The organism is Heyndrickxia shackletonii, assembly GCF_001420715.1.
In the GTDB taxonomy this organism is placed as follows: domain Bacteria; phylum Bacillota; class Bacilli; order Bacillales; family Bacillaceae_C; genus Margalitia; species Margalitia shackletonii.
In genome coordinates this window covers 1,950,177-1,966,843 of the sequence record NZ_LJJC01000004.1, presented here as the reverse complement: position 1 = coordinate 1,966,843, position 16,667 = coordinate 1,950,177, and the positions used below count along the sequence as shown (strand labels likewise).

The window sequence follows — 16,667 nt, the reverse complement described above, 5'->3', positions numbered from 1 at the left end:
TACTGCCCTTATATGCAAGGCAAATTAACTAATTATACATCGTTGGGGGAAAACTTATGAAAAAAAATATTTTAATCATTCATACAGGCGGGACAATATCTATGTTTGAAGATCAAGAAACCGGAGCAGTAAAACCCGGAGAGGAAAATCCTTTAACCTCACAAACATCGATTCTTTCTGATCTTGCCAATCTAATTATTAAAGAACCATTTAATCTTCCGTCACCGCATATTACTACAAATGAGATGCTTTTCTTAAAAGACTTAATTGAAGAGGAGCATCAAAAAAATAAAATTGATGGCGTAGTTATTACACACGGAACTGACACACTAGAAGAAACAGCTTATTTTCTTGATCTGACGATACCTTTTGATTTTCCAATCGTGGTTACGGGGGCGATGCGCTCAAGTAATGAAATTGGTTCAGATGGTCTTTATAATTTGATTTCCTCGATTCGAGTTGCAGCTAGTGATGGCGCAAAAGGAAAAGGTGTTTTAGTCGTTTTAAATGATGAAATTCATACAGCGAAAAATGTTACGAAAACCCATACAAGCAATGTTTCCACTTTTCAAAGTCCACAGTATGGACCTATTGGCATCGTTGCAAAGCAAGGAATCATTTTTCATCATCAGCCTACCGATCGAGAATACTATAATGTAAAAGATATTTCTAAGAGAGTTGCGCTTATTAAAGCTCATGCAGGAATGGACTCTTCTCTGTTTTTCGCCATCCGAGATATGAAGTATGAAGGGGTTGTCATTGAAGCATTGGGACAAGGGAATTTGCCCCCTGCAACAGTAGAAGGTATTAAAGCGCTATTGGACGAAGATATTCCTGTTATATTAGTTTCCAGATGCTTTAACGGAATTGTACAAGATGTATATGGCTATGAGGGCGGCGGTAAAAGACTAAAAGAAATGGGTGCCATTTTTTCTAATGGTCTCAATGGTCAAAAAGCAAGAATCAAACTTTTAATAACATTATCTTATACACAAAATATTAAAGAGATTGAAGAAATATTTCATCACTGAGAATAAATCCATAAGTGCTGAAGCCAGACGCAGAAAAAATTTTTAAGTAGTTATCCAAAGGGATAATTTTAAGAAATAAACTCCCGCCTTTTCGCGGGAGTTTATTTCAGTTCACGTTTTTTTATCGAATTTGCAATTAGTCCGCCATGGAAACGTCCATTTTCAATAAAGATTTCATTCGCATTATTTCCAGCAGCAATCACACCGGCAATAAAAATACCTTCTATATTTGTTTCCATTGTTTCTTCATCAAAAATGGGCTTTCCGGTTTCCTCATCAATATTAACGCCCATATTTTGAATAAATCGATGGTCAGGATGATAACCAGTCATCGCAAATACAAAATCATTTTTAATTTCCTTTTTGATTCCATTCACATCATAAATTAAACTTTTCTCTTTAATCTCTACGACATTAGCGTTAAATTCCATTTGTATCGCTTCGTTTCGAACAAGGGAGTCAAATTCAGGCAAAATCCATGGTTTGACGCTTTTGGAATACTCACTTCCCCGATATAAAACAGTGACCCTTGCACCTGCTTTATTTAGCTCAATGGCAGCGTCTACAGCAGAGTTTTTTCCGCCAATAACGGTGACATCCAAATCAAAAAAAGGATGGGCTTCTTTAAAATAATGGTGAACTTTTTCTAAGTTTTCACCTGGGATATTCATATAATTGGGGTGATCATAATAACCAGTAGCGATAATTACATACGAAGTATTATATTGCCCTTTTGATGTGGTTACGATAAAATCACTCTTATGCTTTTCAACCTGCGTTACCACTTCGTAGCGATGTATTCTAATCTCTTTTCTTTTCACCACTTCTCGATAATAAGTTAAGGCTTGATTTCGCTTCGGTTTAAGGTTTTCCGTAATAAACGGAACTTCTCCAATCTCGAGCTTTTCACTCGAACTAAAAAAGGTTTGGTGGGTTGGATAATGATAAATGGAATTTACAATATTCCCCTTCTCTATGATGAGCGGACTTTTACCGATATCCTTCATGGCGATTGCCGCTGCTAAACCACATGGACCACCGCCTACAATAATACAATCCTCGCGTTGCATAATTTCACCTCTATAAATACACTGAAATTCAGAATTCAATTGATATACAATAATGTAATATCGAATGGTGCTTTAAAACATTATATCCTTAAAAATAAATAAAGCCCCTATCAACATGATAGGGGATAACTATTTTTCCTGCAATGAAATTGAATGCAAAAAGAAAAATTAAAATAAGTCCGGCAATAAAGGCTCTTTTCTTTAAGCTTGTTACTTTTGTAATTAGAACTAATAAGTTCCTTAATTCGGCTTTAGAATGGATATCCCTATTAAAGAAAAGATGCCCCAATCCTAAACCTATTTTAAAAGTCTTACTACAATACGAAAATCATAATTTATCAGGAATAAAGTCCATTCAGAATTAAATCCAACCTCTAAAACGTGATGCTTCTGCAGCTTTTCTTACACCAACCATATATGCCGCAAGTCTCATATCAACTCTTCTAGTTTGGGAAGTATTATAAACATTTTCAAATGAATTAACCAAAACTTTTTCAAGTTTTTCATCAATTTCTTCTTCAGTCCAATAGTAGCCTTGATTATTTTGAACCCACTCAAAGTAAGAAACTGTAACTCCTCCAGAAGAGGCTAGTACATCGGGAACTAATAAAATTCCGCGTTCTGTTAAAATTCGAGTAGCTTCAAGTGTAGTAGGTCCATTTGCAGCTTCTACAACAATCTGAGCACGAATATTATGTGCATTTTCTTCTGTAATTTGATTTTCAATAGCTGCTGGCACAAGAATATCACAATCTAATTCAAGTAATTCTTTATTTGAAATCGTATTGTCGAATAGTTTCGTAACGGTACCAAAACTGTCTCGACGATCAAGTAAATAATCTATATCAAGACCATCTGGATCATAAAGTGCACCATATGCATCGGAAATCCCGATTACCTTTGCACCTTCATCATGCATGAATTTGGATAAAAAGCTTCCGGCGTTACCGAATCCTTGAACTACTACACGAGCACCTTTAAGATTAATGCCTCTGCGCTTTGCAGCTTCATGGATACAAATTGTTACACCTTTTGCAGTTGCAGATTCACGACCATGTGATCCACCTAGTACTAACGGTTTTCCAGTAATAAATCCAGGAGAATTAAATTCATCAATTCGGCTGTACTCATCCATCATCCACGCCATAATTTGTGAATTCGTGAATACATCTGGAGCCGGAATATCCTTTGTAGGACCTACAATTTGACTTATAGCCCGTACATATCCACGGCTTAACGCCTCAAGCTCTCGGAAAGACATTTCACGAGGATCGCAGATAATGCCTCCTTTACCTCCTCCATAAGGAAGATTCACAATTCCGCATTTTAAAGTCATCCAGATAGACAATGCTTTTACTTCATTTTCTGTTACATTTGGATGAAAGCGAATTCCACCTTTGGTAGGACCAACGGCATCATTATGCTGTGCACGAAATCCGGTAAAAATTTTAGTAGTACCATCGTCCATACGAACCGGAATTTTTACTGTTAACATTCTCATCGGTTCTTTCAACAATTCGTACACTTCTTCAGGGTATCCAAGTTTTTCTAATGCTTCATGGATAACTGTTTGTGTTGATTTTAAAACATCGTGTTTTTCTTCTAATGCTTTTTGTTCTGCACCCTTCTCGGCTGCCATTATTGCAAACCTCCTAAATAATCACTTAAGTCAAAAAAAGTATCAGCCTTTCAGACATAGTATACACTTTTAATCCATGATTGCAATATAAAAAATGATACTTTTAAATTTTTTGTAACCGCTATCAAAATATTGTTGACAAATAATCAAACAGAAAAGGAAGTCCGTATTTATAAGACCTCCTTTTAATACATTTACATTTATCTTGAAAAGTAAGTTGAAATAACATCCAATGCATTATGCTCAATGATTGGTACCCCATATTCCTCCAAAAACTCAGCGGATGTGTTAGTTTGTGTTCCATATTCTTCACATAAAAAAGGAAAAGTGTTCAAATTATCTGATTGAATAATTATATAATATTGATTTTCAAATTGTATAAGTTTACTGGCAATGTTTAATTGTAAGTTGTGCACACATAATGAAAGCAATATGACATCCTCGATCGATTGAAAGCAATAGATATTTTTTCGATTTATCCCATTATTTTCGATACCCTCTTCTATTAGCTCAGAAATTTCATCAATCGTTAAGATTAAGACAATTTCTTTCGGGTTCAGAGAATAAATTTCTATTGAAATGGAATCGGTAACCTCAAAATGATACTCTTCTTTTGCAACCTCCACCATTTCGTCAAATAAGTCGTGCCAAATAAAGGATTCCAGTCCTTCTTCCAGAAATCCTTTTTTAACTAGTTCCTCAAATGTAATGGAGTACTTTAGTTTGTTCTGTGATAAACGTTCTAACTTCATTTACTTCGCCCCCTGAACTTTGGCTCTTAACACCATAGTATGAAAAGCGAATTAGATGGTTCATTTTAATTAACATTAGGAAAAGAAACGCAAAATAAAGGTTAATTTTCCTCTCTAGTTATGGTAATGAAATGAGTTTCCGGCTTTGCACCGAGTCTTAAAGGCAACATGCTTGTTCCATAGCCATTGCTTACAAACAATGTTGTAATATCTGATTTATAAATCCCGCCTTTTTGATACGGGCTATATCCGAAAAATTGTATTTGACCGCCATGGGTGTGCCCGCTCATTACGAAAGAAATCTTATCTTCCTTTCGCATTTTCTCTGTAATTCGTGGATTATGACTGATTAATATTTTAAAATCTACGAATTCTGTTCCATATAAAGCTAAATCTAAACGATCATTTTCTTGTGATATGTCATCTATTCCTAAAAGGGCAAGAGATTGACCGTTTGGCGCCCGAAAAATAATGGATTCATTTCTTAATACTTTTACATCATTTCTTTTTAGTACTGCCAGCAATTCATTTTCCATCATCTCATAATCATTATTTCCCCAAACAAAATATAGGGGGCCAACTTTTTTCAATAATTGTAAATTGTACTCCACTCTATCCAGAGGTACACCTTTTTCAAGCAAATCCCCGCCTATTATAACAAAATCCGCATTTTTCCCCACATCCATTATGATTGATTCATGAATTTTTCGGCGATGGATATCTGAAATAAAAAATATTTTCAGATCCTTAAATCCTGTCGGAAAATCTGGAAAGGCGATTATTTGGTGTATTACCTGATTTAAAAAGGCTTCTTTAAGCATGTAAAATACCAGCAATCCGATAAAAATAAGCAATACAATCCATAAAAATACCATTTATTACCTCCGATTTATTTATCAGTGTATTTATCATATCATAAAAAAAACAGATGATATTTCAATTAAAACATGGATGAAATATAATAAAAATCCTCTCATAAAAAGAGAGGACTATAGTAATAAATCTATTTTCAATTCATTCCAAATGTGCATGCTCCATTTAGTCTTCAACAATATGTAATATCCTAAATCCGGAGCTTTCCAATTTTGAAACAAATTTATCAATATTATCTCGCTTTTCAATCTTTAACACGATTCTGCGCACAAGCTTATCTGTTTCATCAAAGGTTACTAGTGAAATCACTGATTCATGGAATTGCCCGATAATATCGGCCAATCTTGAAATTCTGCCTTCCACTTCTACCGAACTAAAGGCTATCCTTACACCAGGTTTATACACCCCAAATGCGCTTTGAAACTGCTCTAATACATCAAAACGAGTGACGATTCCTAAAAAAATATTATTCTCATCTACTACAGCAAGTAATGGAAAATCCTTCAGCACAACTAATGTTTCCTCAAAAATTTCATTGCCTTTTAAATATTTATCTTGGTGAGTTGCGACATCCTTTACTTTTTTTGATTGGAGAAATTCCTCTTTTGAAACGTTTAATTCATAGAAATTCTTATAAATATGATAATGAGTAATAACCCCTGCATACTCATCTCCATTAAGCACAGGAAGGCAATCTATTCCTCGTGTTTCCAAAAGATTAAGTGCTGTTTCAACTGAATCATCAACACTTACTACTACACAACGATGTTTAGGAATCATAATACTTTTAGCAAACATACCATCACCTCATCAGAATTTATAAGCTTGAATAAATAATTCAACATATTTCGAGAAAATTCCTTTTTTCGAATAATAGAATTTTCGATTATTGACAAAAAATTAAGACATTTATTATAACAATTATCCATACACTTAAATATGAAATGCATAAGGAGGGGAAAAAATGTCTTCCAATTATAAAAGCTATAAACCTTTTGTCAGCCCGTTTGATCCATGTCCACCCATTCTTGAAAAAACCTATTCTACCCCGCCACATTTATATATGGGATTTCAACCGCCTAATTTGCCGCAATTTTCACCATTTGAAGCACTAAAGAAAGGGACATTATGGCAGCCTTTATATGATCCGTATTATAGCCCGTATGAAAGAGCAAAGGAGTGAGCAAAGCATGAAAGAATTACCGCCAGAATATTATCAAATGCTTGAAGAAATCCAAGCAATTGATTTTGTCATTGTGGAACTAACATTATACTTAGATACTCATCCAGATGACCATGAGGCAATTCAACAATATAATATGCTTATTAAACAAAGGAAGCCCTTAAAAAGAGAATTTGAAAAACGTTTCGGATCTTTAACGAGCTTTGGACATAGTTATTCCCATTATCCATGGGATTGGAAAGAAGCTCCGTGGCCATGGCAGGTTTAAACGTTCATAATCAAAAGGAGTGAGGGAAAAACATGTGGGTATATGAAAAAAAGCTGCAATATCCAGTAAGAGTCAGCACTTGTAATCCCATGCTTGCAAAATTACTAATTGAACAATATGGTGGTGCAGACGGTGAATTAGCTGCAGCATTACGCTATCTAAATCAAAGGTACACTATTCCAGATAAAGTTATCGGTCTATTAAATGATATTGGGACAGAAGAATTTGCCCACCTTGAAATGATTGCAACTATGGTTTATAAATTAACAAAAGATGCTACACCTGATCAATTAAAACAGGCTGGGCTGGCACCTCATTATGTTGACCATGATTCGGCATTATTTTATCACAATGCCGCTGGGGTACCATTCACCGCGACCTACATCCAAGCAAAAGGAGACCCGATTACAGATCTATATGAAGATATTGCTGCCGAAGAAAAGGCAAGAGCGACGTATCAATGGATCATTAATATGAGTGATGACCCTGATTTAAATGATGGGCTTCGTTTTTTACGTGAAAGGGAAATAATTCACTCCCAGCGCTTTCGTGAAGCTGTTGAAATTATTAAAGAGGACAGGGAAAAACGACAATTTTTTTAGATCTACTCCCTACTTAGCTTCATGATATAAATTTATATCATATTGTTTTTTCATCATTTCAAAAATTTCATGACGTGTTTTCCATGCTTCATTCTTCCAAAGGTCTTTGCTTCGATCAATGATTTCACACCGCAATTCATGATATTCCTTTTCATATTTCTCTTTTTTATCGTAAAGCACTTTTGTAGCTCCCAAAAAGAAAACCGCAAGAAATAAGAAGAACATGTGATTTTGATTATTAAAAACAATAGAAAAGATTTCAAAGAAAGAATAAGAGTATGGTTTTAAAATCATATGATACATGAGATATATGGTGATAAAACAATAGAAAACACTAATCCATAAAAGAAAAAAGTGATAGTTTTTGTATCTGTCAAATTTTCTTTTTTTATTCACTACATTTTGCAACATTTGTTTTGTAGCTTTATCCGTCTTTTCACTAAGATTAATTATGGCAGTATCCATTTCATTACAACCTCCACATTTACCGCTCTTACTTTATTTTATGAGGCTGTCCAATAACTATGTCATACCTAAAGAAAAAAGAGCAGCATTTTTTTAATGCTGCTCTTTTCTTATTTAGGTAATGGTATTTGCAATGTTTGGCCGGCCTGTATTTGATTATTAATAATATGATTTTGCATGATTATTTTTTCAATGCCGTCTTTGGAATGATAATATTTCATTGCGATTCTAAACAATGTCTCCTTAGGCTGAACAACATGATTAATGATTTGGATGTTTGAGTTTTCATTTGTTTGTGTATTGCTTACTTGTTCGGTATTATCAGAATTCTTTTGCTCCTGATTCGCTTGCTCTACATTATTTGTAGTGTTTTGCACAGTGGTTGTTCCTTTAGTTGAGTTATCGGGATTGATTTCGGTATTAGAACCAGAACCTTGATCAACTGAATTAGAAGTTTCATTTGAATTTTTATCGGGTTTCCCAACCGGAATGCTATTTTGGGTAGAATCGCCGCTATCAGATTCGAATAATACTTCCTCTCCACCAGAAGAATTAGAATTAGTGTCTGCCTTTAACGTTGGATGTTGAGAAAAATATGTATAGGCAAGAATAGTGCAAACCGGTAAAAGAATAAAAAATGTTAAAAGTACTTTTAATAATGGAAAATTTGCTTTTTTCTTTTTCTTTTTCTTCCTTTTCTTTGCATGATGAAGTTCCATTCTTGTTGGCAAAGAAGATTTTTCTCCGTCATTGTCTTCAATAGTAGTTATCTTTTCTAACCTTTGTTTCTTCTTTTCTACTTGGTCGAGATATGTTTCTGAATACATGAGATCCCCCCTTTCATTATTTTGTTCTAAGCTTAATTGCGATTCCTAAAAAGAAATCAATAACAAAGTGCATAGTAATGGTAGTTAGCAGATTATGGTTGGACCATTCGTAAACAAAACCAATCCAAAAACTTAGAACGACAATGTTTAGAATAAGAAACCAATGTCCCCAATATCTAATATGAACCAATGCAAAGATTGCGCTTGCAGCAATTACTCCGAAATGGGACTGAATCATTCCGCGAAATAAGATTTCTTCGCTAAGTGCAATCATGAGGGTTAATCCGATTATTTCAAGAATGGAACGATCTCGAAAAATTTTTTCATTAATACCACCATCATTATAATAATCATTCGGTAACACTTTCATCAAAAATAAATCTAGGATAACAACCAATATACCATTCGTTATCCCTATTACATATATAGACGAATCAAATCGAAAAAGGTTGAAAAAAGAAGAAAAATCATTTAATAAAAATATACCTAAAATGATAGAAATCGTTAATAGGACTATTTGAGTAGCCACGAGATGAAAAGTTAATTCTTTTTTCGTAAGCTGTTTGATGATTTCCGCTTGATTCATTTTTTTCATGTAAAACATCACTTTCTTCATTATTTGTCTAGCTACAACGCTATCGACCAGCATCTTCCGGTCTTTTCCTACTATAAGTCAACATTAGTCATGCTCTTTTGCTTTTCGTACTAATAAATTTTTAAGCAATACATCCCACGGTTCATTCTGGTTGTCCAACTCAGCTGTTTCGATTGCTTCATATTCGCTAAAGGATATCCCGCAATTGTCACAGCATATTTCTACCTTATACGTTTCTGCTTTTGTTTCATTAAAATAGGTTAATATCTCTTTTCTTCTGCATTCAATGGATTTTATCCATTTATCCATTTGCAGTATTTTTATTTGCTTATATTGAATCCGCTGATCTCTAATTTGTTTAATTTTTTCTATTTGATCTCTTTTAGTTTTATCCGTTGTACAATAAAATTCCAAAAATCGTTGCTGCGTATCGGTTAAGTCTAAAATCATTGATTTTGATGGATTTTCCAAGCCTTCTATATATAAATCAATTTGATAATCTGAAGGGAGTTCATTTTCAATCAATTGCATAGGAAGCTGAATATCGCCGGGACTGGATAGCAATATTGCGATACTCTTTTCACCATCCCTGCCTGCCCTTCCTATTTCCTGCAAATAGGATTCTAAGCCCTGAGGCATATGAAAATGAATAACAAATCGAATATTCGTTTTATTAATCCCCATCCCAAATGCACTGGTCGCACAGATTATCTCCAATTCATCATAAAGAAATTGCTGTTGAATCAGCATTCTTTGTTCTTGATCCATTCCCCCGTGATATGCTGCCGTTTTTATGATTCCTTCTTGTCTTAATAATTGGGCCATCTCTTCACACATTTTTTTACTAGAAAAATAAATAATACCTGGTTTTTCTAATTTTTTTACAAACATACGTAATTCATTGATTTTTTCTTCATAGCTTTGTACTTGATGAACTACCATGGATATATTTGGACGATCAACAGAGAATACACATTCCTTCACCTTATCCAGTTCTAATAAGCGAACGATATCCTTACGGACTTCTTCCGTGGCTGTTGCAGTTAGAGCAAGTGTCGTTGGATTTCCCAATAGCTTTCTTGCATCACCTAATCGTAAATAATCAGGACGAAAATCATATCCCCATTGCGATATACAATGTGCTTCATCAATTACAAATAGAGATATGGTAATTTTTCTACAATACTCAATAATTGAGGGATTAGATAGCATTTCAGGTGATATATAGATAAATTTATATTGATGTAAAGATTTCAAAATGTAATAGCGTTCATTTGCCGGAAGAAAGGAATTTATTGCAATAACCTTCTTTTCACCCAACAATCTCATTTGCTCTACTTGATCTTGCATCAATGATAAAAGTGGTGAAACAATTAAAACAGAACCTTGCATTAAATAGCCCGGAAGCTGATAACATAATGATTTTCCGGTTCCGGTTGGCAGCATTGCCATTGTATGGTGGCCGTTCAAAACAGAAGTAATAACTTCCTCTTGACCTGGGCGGAACGAATCAAAATGAAAATATTTTTGTAATGCTTCATATACATTCATTTTAGTCACCTATTTTTAGCTAGAGCCAATCTAATTTGAAAGTAAGAAACATTTTCAAGCTTTTCTTTAATGGGCTTAAGCTTTTGTTTTCCTATTTCTTTAGCAATCTGCAAAATTTTTTCTTCTGTATTAGAGTCGATAAAAGGTTGTATACAAAAATTAGGATTATTTAATGCAATTTCAATAATATGGTCTTGAATGGTATTTTCTTTTAAGTTCCTCATTTTCGAAATATCAGCAATCGTGTAGTTATTTAATAAAAGCTGATACGTTTCCATTGTTGATTTTGTCATTGGAAATGGTTGATATACATCTTGAATAATGGAAAATAATAGAGGATATTTATACCTTTTTTCTAATACTTCATCCAATACATAATGAAGTAAATTTAAAAATCGATACCAATATTCCGTAGTTTCTAGTGATAATTTGCCAGCAGATTGTTCTACTGTTTTCCCAATTTGCTTATACCCAGTTAACCTAAAAACTATTATTTCCGGTCTTTCAGGTGGATCATCTAAGAATATAGAATAAAGTTCATCATACAGCGCGGCAGCTAATTGATGCTTTGACATTTTTTGTGACATCATAAACTGCTTTACCCAATATAAAATCTTCGAATCCCTACTAATTGGGTAATATTGACGGTTGTTGTTAACTAAGTTCGAAAGAGCCTGAATAAGAATCCCTAATCTGTCCCAAAAAACAAATGCATGCTCCTGATATTTCATTCCATTTAGGAAAGCTGGGAAGGATTTCTTTGTAAAATAGTCATGCAGTCGATATTCACCCGACTCCGTAATGTGATAATTTGGACCTTCTTTCATTTGTAAAAATGATTGGCTAATCAGCGATTGTATGTTTTCATCAAAGGATGACCTCGTTAAATTAGGTAAAGTATAATATACTGACTCTACTTGATAAAGATACGCATCTTGAATGGTTTGGCTTGATTTTTTCCCTTTAAATAAATGAAATACTGCATATACAGTACGCTCACTTTTCAATTGTTTTAAAGTCCATAATAATAAAGCCTCTAAAAAGGTCATCATCAACACCTATTGTCTTTTTATGTCTAATTTTAGCATACTATCCTTTAAATACATCATAAATTATGAACAAAATTAGAAGAATTTCCTATAGCGAACCTTTTTATTGAAATGTGGAAAAGGGAGTCTTAGAATGAAGTGTGGGGAATAATATTTTTTTCTATATGATTTACCAGGAGGTTTAACACGTATGCCTAAATATACGATTGTAGATAAAGATACATGCATTGCCTGTGGTGCTTGTGGAGCAGCTGCTCCTGATATATTCGATTATGATGATGAGGGACTTTCCTATAACATCTTGGATGAAAATCAAGGAACAGCGGAAATACCAGAGATTCTTGAGGATGATTTAATGGATGCATTTGAAGGGTGCCCTACAGAGTCAATAAAAATAGCAGATGAACCATTTGATGGAGATCCATTGAAATACGAATAAAAAGCATGCGGCAAATCTGCTGCATGCTTTTTTACTCTTTATTTTACTAATGTATTCTTCTCCAGCCATTTTTGCAGTCGTATAAAAAGCAGCATAAAAAGAATAGTTACCGCTAAGCCTTTTACTATATTAAACGGCAAGACAGCAGAAATAACATATGCTTTCGGAAGTTCAAAATGCATTAATGCTAAATATGCCGGAAGAATGACAAAATAATTTAAAATACTCATTAAAATTGCTAAGGAAACAGTGCCTACTATCAATCCGATTGTCATGCCTTTTTTAGTTTTATTATGTCTATAAACAAAATAAGTAGGCAGTACAAAGAAAATTCCCGATAAAATATTGGCTAAATGTCCAATTGGAATACCCGATTCACTTCCCCATGTGAAATAATCAAGCAGATTTTTAATGACTTCCACAATGATAGCAGCCATCGGACCAAATAAAACTGCAGCAACTAATGCCGGAATATCACTAAAATCGACAGTTAAAAAGTTGGAAAATGGTGTTGGGATTTTAATTAACATCAATACATACGCCAAACTGCTTAGCAGTGCAATGCTTACAAATGTCTTCAATTTCATTTTTTGCAAAATTCCTCTCTCCTTTTGAGATTCATCTCAGCTTGAAGAAAGGTTGCCACATACCTAAAATAAAATACCCCCAAAGAAAAAATTTCTTTGAGGGAGAATTTAAGGCATGCATAAATAGGTATTCAAACGTAAGCAATTTGAATACTGGCCAACCTTCACCTTCTCCCATCCAGACTATACTGTCGGCTTTGGAATCACACCAAATCCTGCCCTTTACAGGCTCGCGGGCTTAGAAGCATACGCTTCATCACCGCCGGTCGGGAATTGCACCCAGCCCCGAAGATGAATCATATTCATTTTTTTCTTCATTATTATAACTCAATAAGAACGATTTGTGAAGAATTTAGTATTTCACTAATAAAATGTATTTTTAAGAAATAATCAATGCTATCTTGGAAAATTCCCATTGTGCCATTTGTTCATATGTAATGAATCCACAACAATTTTCTGATCAGGGAAAATGAGATCTTTATTTTTTATATGATTTAATGATATTAAAGTTTTGATTGGTATATTCCATTTTTTAGAAATATCAAACAAGGTATCTCCCTTTTTAACTGTATATGTAATTTCCATATCATAAGTATTTTGGACATTCATCGTAGGATATGTTTGATAGGAACTTTCATCATTTAAGCCTATCGATAATTCTTCGACTCTATATATAGGGATAATATCTTTTCCTTGGGATTCTACTTTTACTGGCTGGGAAACTTCTGTAATGCCATATGGATCGTGCTGCAATGCAAATACAAGCTGCCCAATCTCTCCATATCCATATACAATGAACGGATTAATAGCATTCTTTTTATCGATTGTCCATTCACCCTCGTGAATTTCAAAATGAAGATGGGTTCCTGTAGACTCCCCGGTATTTCCCATTAATCCTACTGTTTCTCCCTGTTGTACATGGTCACCCTCGGAGACTATACGTTTTGCTAAATGTGCATAAACTGTTTCAAACCCATTGTCATGCCGAATAAACACTACATTTCCATATGAATAGGATAAATACGATTTTACAACCACTCCATCCGCAGCTGCGTAAATTGGAGACATATACTTACCAGCTATATCTATTCCCTTATGTTCGCCTCCTCTTGAATCAAAGATATCTGATATTTCCCCTTTTGCTGGAAAAAACCACTTTTCCGTGCTTCTTTTTATATCTACACTAGAAGCGTGAACACTTCCACAATTTATGATAAAAATTACGCAAATAGCCATTAATAATTGGATTATGACTTTTTTCATCATTTTCCCCTCCTTGGACTACTCATGCTTAACCATATGAGCATCTATTCCGCATTAGAACAAATTGTTAAAAATGAGTATACTAGAGCAAATTTTAGTGTTTACTGTTCAGGAAAATATATGCATAAAAAAGTTAAATCTAACCATTCGTGTCTAATAGTACAAATGTGGAAGGGAGAAACTTGCTAGACTGTAGGCATCGGACTGACGTGGACATTTTTTTCAAAAAGGTTATCCACACCTTTCCTAAACGATTAAAAAATAAAAGAAGCCATTGAAATTTTTGGCTTCTTTTTAAATAGCGATTATTATTTTGTATTAAGTCCTATTTGTAGAACATTTATTTAGAGAAGTACATGCAAATATTCTAAATCTACAACTACATGCAATTATAATATTATTCTATATTTATCCGATTAGGTGCGAGTGGAACCTCCACTGGTTTGGAAAAATCAAAACCATTCCATTGTAACGGTTCGATATTTTCAAATTGAATAGAAGAATATCCAAAATTTTTAGCGGTAAGTAAAATAGCTTCAATCATATCCATTGGATTTTTTTCATTTTCTAACTGAACATTTTTCGTAAATTGAACGGTAGCCTGATCCGCATTTTCTTCGTTTACTTTAATACTTAAATCCTGTCCAATAACGGGATGATGAAAATCATCTGGTTTCGTCTTCATAGCTTCTAACGCTGCTTGCAAATTAGAAAACTTCTCATCTGTTGGTAATAAGTATTCTTCACCATCACCGGATGTATATAAATAAAAGGCAGTATGTGGAGTTTTATTTATATCTTTACTCGTTACCTCTCCTAATTCCCCTATTTCTATCGGATTGCCATTTTCATCTGAAAAATCAACTTTTTTCACATCTTGATAAGCAAAAGAGTATTGAATAATTGAATCTAAATTCAATTGAAAAAGTTCCGTAATAGATGGAATATCCTTCTTTTCTATGATAATATGCATCTTTTTGGTAGCAGCATCATACTTCATGTCACCATGTAAAGGCAGGTAGTTATCGAGTGACGGCATTTTTTTAGCAAGGCTTCCGGCTATTTTTTTATACTGAGTTACCCAATCTGTATTTTCTTTAAGAGCCAATACACTCACTGGAACGACAACGGCATCCTTCGTGAAAACTCCGTAAGTAAAAACATTATTCTTTCCCAAGTCTTCTTTATAAATAGCAGTTTTGCTTATTTGATCATTTGCACTTTGGACAGCATTTATATTTGCACTAGCTTTCTCCGTCTTTTTCGGCTGTGCTTTTTGTTTAGCTGCTGACATCACCACTGCATCTTTACGACTTGACACATCCATCGATTTGCTTTCTTGATGGTCTTCCTGAAGAAATACAGGGGATATTAGTATAAAAGCAATAACAACTGCTAGAACGGATAGTACCGGTATGAAAATTAGCTTTTTGTTTTTTGTTTTTTTATTCATTTTCGTTTGAACACTCCAGTAAATATTTTCTGCATTTCTACTATCTGTTATTTTGGGCATATTTCGAAGAAGCTTTTCTAAATGATTTTCATCAATAGGATGATTAGCCATATTGCTGTACCCCCCCTTCCCGTTCTTTTTCGTTCATCAATTTTCTTAGGACATTCAGTGCCCGATGCTGAGTTGTCTTTACCTTACTTTCGCTCCATCCCAATATTTCAGCTGTTTCAGAAATACTAAAGTTATTAATGTAACGAAAAATGATCACCGCTTTCTGATCCTTTGTACAAAGATCCAGGCAATGATAAAGGAGGCGAATATGCTCATTTTTCATAACAATTTCCTCTGGCAATGGACCAATATCACTTATTTGATTTTTCCTCCATTCAAAAGCCTCCATTATTCTATTTTTCAAGCTTTTTTGTTTACGAAAATAGTCTATTGCGACATTTCTGGCTATCGAAAAAAGCCATGTTTTTTCCGAGCTTTTCCCTTCGAAATTGTGATAGGATTTCAATACTCTGATATAAACATCTTGAGCTAAGTCTTCTGCCACATCACGTTTTTTTACCATATACATTAGAAATTGAAATAAGTCTTGATGATATTTGTTATATATTTCTTTAAAGACGGAGTCCATTTTCCCCCTCCTCCGTTATTATTTTAGTCGTATATGCCGCTAAAAAGTTACAAAAAATCTAATAATTTTTTATCTTGTCTTATTCTACCAAAGAACAAAAAGAAATGCGCTAATTTTTTAGCGCATTTCAGATTGTAGACAAAAGGGGTTCGGAATGGTCACATTCCGAACCCCTTTTGATTTTGTTCTTACTTTTTTACCTTTTTGGGTGTATGCTGACCTCTCTCATCCTCATCTACTAGGCCATTTCCGGACCTTTCCATATCCAGTTGGCCATTTTCTTCAAATTCATGGCAGCGAAAGTAAGCATCGCCTGCATCGACAATTTTTTAAGTCCCCTTAACGTTGTCCAACGCATACCATGCTTTTCTTTTGCGTCT

The 16,667-nt window shown here is 34.1% G+C and carries 20 protein-coding genes and 1 riboswitch; of the genes, 5 read left to right on the top strand and 15 right to left on the bottom strand.

Translation table 11 applies throughout. The annotated features are described in order from the left end of the window. Window positions 1-56: 56 nt before the first annotated feature. Complete coding sequence (locus AN964_RS09335) at window positions 57-1,031, top strand: asparaginase (protein WP_055739419.1); 975 nt, start codon at window positions 57-59, stop codon at window positions 1,029-1,031. A gap of 101 nt (window positions 1,032-1,132) precedes the next feature. Here AN964_RS09335 and AN964_RS09330 read toward each other — a convergent pair whose 3' ends face one another. From AN964_RS09330 to AN964_RS09305, 5 genes are all read right to left on the bottom strand, one after another. Beyond that, a complete protein-coding gene (locus AN964_RS09330) occupies window positions 1,133-2,101 on the bottom strand; it encodes a YpdA family putative bacillithiol disulfide reductase (RefSeq protein ID WP_055739418.1) in 969 nt (322 codons plus the stop codon). Between the two features lie 361 nt (window positions 2,102-2,462). Continuing rightward, window positions 2,463-3,740 carry a Glu/Leu/Phe/Val family dehydrogenase gene (locus AN964_RS09320; protein WP_055739416.1) on the bottom strand — a complete coding sequence of 426 codons (1,278 nt, stop codon included), beginning with the start codon at window positions 3,738-3,740 and terminating at the stop codon, window positions 2,463-2,465. A gap of 200 nt (window positions 3,741-3,940) precedes the next feature. After that, on the bottom strand, window positions 3,941-4,492 hold the full coding sequence (locus AN964_RS09315; RefSeq protein ID WP_055739415.1) for an adaptor protein MecA: 552 nt from the start codon (window positions 4,490-4,492) through the stop codon (window positions 3,941-3,943). Between the two features lie 101 nt (window positions 4,493-4,593). Continuing rightward, window positions 4,594-5,367: a metallophosphoesterase gene (locus AN964_RS09310; RefSeq protein ID WP_055739414.1), complete on the bottom strand. Its 774-nt coding sequence runs from the start codon at window positions 5,365-5,367 to the stop codon at window positions 4,594-4,596. 163 nt (window positions 5,368-5,530) lie between these two features. Then, window positions 5,531-6,163, bottom strand: a complete 633-nt coding sequence (locus AN964_RS09305; RefSeq protein ID WP_055739413.1) for a CBS domain-containing protein — start codon at window positions 6,161-6,163, stop codon at window positions 5,531-5,533. Window positions 6,164-6,329: 166 nt separating this feature from the next. Between AN964_RS09305 and AN964_RS09300 the strand changes: the two genes are divergently transcribed. The 3 genes from AN964_RS09300 to AN964_RS09290 are packed head-to-tail and all read left to right on the top strand — an operon-like array spanning window position 6,330 to window position 7,418. Next, window positions 6,330-6,548: a spore coat associated protein CotJA gene (locus tag AN964_RS09300; protein ID WP_055739412.1), complete on the top strand. Its 219-nt coding sequence runs from the start codon at window positions 6,330-6,332 to the stop codon at window positions 6,546-6,548. 7 nt (window positions 6,549-6,555) lie between these two features. After that, a complete protein-coding gene (locus tag AN964_RS09295; RefSeq protein ID WP_055739411.1) occupies window positions 6,556-6,816 on the top strand; it encodes a spore coat protein CotJB in 261 nt (86 codons plus the stop codon). 32 nt (window positions 6,817-6,848) lie between these two features. After that, entirely contained in the window at window positions 6,849-7,418 is a 570-nt protein-coding gene (locus AN964_RS09290) for a manganese catalase family protein (RefSeq protein ID WP_055739410.1), read from the top strand. 9 nt (window positions 7,419-7,427) lie between these two features. On the opposite strand, the gene AN964_RS09285 is transcribed toward AN964_RS09290, so the two are convergent. The 5 genes from AN964_RS09285 to AN964_RS09265 all read right to left on the bottom strand — a co-directional run bounded on the left by AN964_RS09285 (window position 7,428) and on the right by AN964_RS09265 (window position 11,905). Next, window positions 7,428-7,883 (bottom strand): DUF2663 family protein, encoded by a 456-nt coding sequence (locus tag AN964_RS09285; protein ID WP_055739409.1) that lies wholly within the window; start codon window positions 7,881-7,883, stop codon window positions 7,428-7,430. Window positions 7,884-7,993: 110 nt separating this feature from the next. Further along, window positions 7,994-8,710, bottom strand: a complete 717-nt coding sequence (locus AN964_RS09280) for a LysM peptidoglycan-binding domain-containing protein (RefSeq protein WP_055739408.1) — start codon at window positions 8,708-8,710, stop codon at window positions 7,994-7,996. A gap of 16 nt (window positions 8,711-8,726) precedes the next feature. Further along, the gene (locus tag AN964_RS09275; RefSeq protein ID WP_055741195.1) at window positions 8,727-9,305 is read right to left on the bottom strand and encodes a CPBP family intramembrane glutamic endopeptidase; all 579 of its coding nucleotides are present in this window, start codon (window positions 9,303-9,305) and stop codon (window positions 8,727-8,729) included. A gap of 84 nt (window positions 9,306-9,389) precedes the next feature. After that, the gene (locus AN964_RS09270; RefSeq protein WP_055739407.1) at window positions 9,390-10,856 is read right to left on the bottom strand and encodes a RecQ family ATP-dependent DNA helicase; all 1,467 of its coding nucleotides are present in this window, start codon (window positions 10,854-10,856) and stop codon (window positions 9,390-9,392) included. Window positions 10,857-10,861: 5 nt separating this feature from the next. Further along, the gene (locus tag AN964_RS09265; protein ID WP_055739406.1) at window positions 10,862-11,905 is read right to left on the bottom strand and encodes a YpbB family protein; all 1,044 of its coding nucleotides are present in this window, start codon (window positions 11,903-11,905) and stop codon (window positions 10,862-10,864) included. A gap of 190 nt (window positions 11,906-12,095) precedes the next feature. Here AN964_RS09265 and AN964_RS09260 point away from each other — a divergent pair, with 190 nt between their 5' ends. Continuing rightward, window positions 12,096-12,344, top strand: a complete 249-nt coding sequence (locus tag AN964_RS09260; protein WP_055739405.1) for a ferredoxin — start codon at window positions 12,096-12,098, stop codon at window positions 12,342-12,344. A gap of 38 nt (window positions 12,345-12,382) precedes the next feature. On the opposite strand, the gene AN964_RS09255 is transcribed toward AN964_RS09260, so the two are convergent. The 5 genes from AN964_RS09255 to AN964_RS25440 form a co-directional block, all read right to left on the bottom strand. Further along, entirely contained in the window at window positions 12,383-12,940 is a 558-nt protein-coding gene (locus AN964_RS09255) for an ECF transporter S component (protein ID WP_055739404.1), read from the bottom strand. 153 nt (window positions 12,941-13,093) lie between these two features. Then, a riboswitch (FMN riboswitch) is annotated at window positions 13,094-13,228 on the bottom strand. 99 nt (window positions 13,229-13,327) lie between these two features. Continuing rightward, window positions 13,328-14,194 (bottom strand): peptidoglycan DD-metalloendopeptidase family protein, encoded by an 867-nt coding sequence (locus AN964_RS09250; protein ID WP_055739403.1) that lies wholly within the window; start codon window positions 14,192-14,194, stop codon window positions 13,328-13,330. Between the two features lie 397 nt (window positions 14,195-14,591). Further along, window positions 14,592-15,758 (bottom strand): RsiX family anti-sigma factor, encoded by a 1,167-nt coding sequence (locus AN964_RS09245; RefSeq protein ID WP_055739402.1) that lies wholly within the window; start codon window positions 15,756-15,758, stop codon window positions 14,592-14,594. Further along, complete coding sequence (gene sigX, locus AN964_RS09240) at window positions 15,751-16,287, bottom strand: RNA polymerase sigma factor SigX (protein ID WP_055739401.1); 537 nt, start codon at window positions 16,285-16,287, stop codon at window positions 15,751-15,753. Before sigX ends, AN964_RS09245 begins: the two co-directional genes overlap by 8 nt. 238 nt (window positions 16,288-16,525) lie before the next feature. Further along, window positions 16,526-16,667, bottom strand: a 142-nt coding sequence (locus AN964_RS25440) for a transposase (RefSeq protein ID WP_200915575.1), incomplete at its 5' end; no start/stop codon positions are given.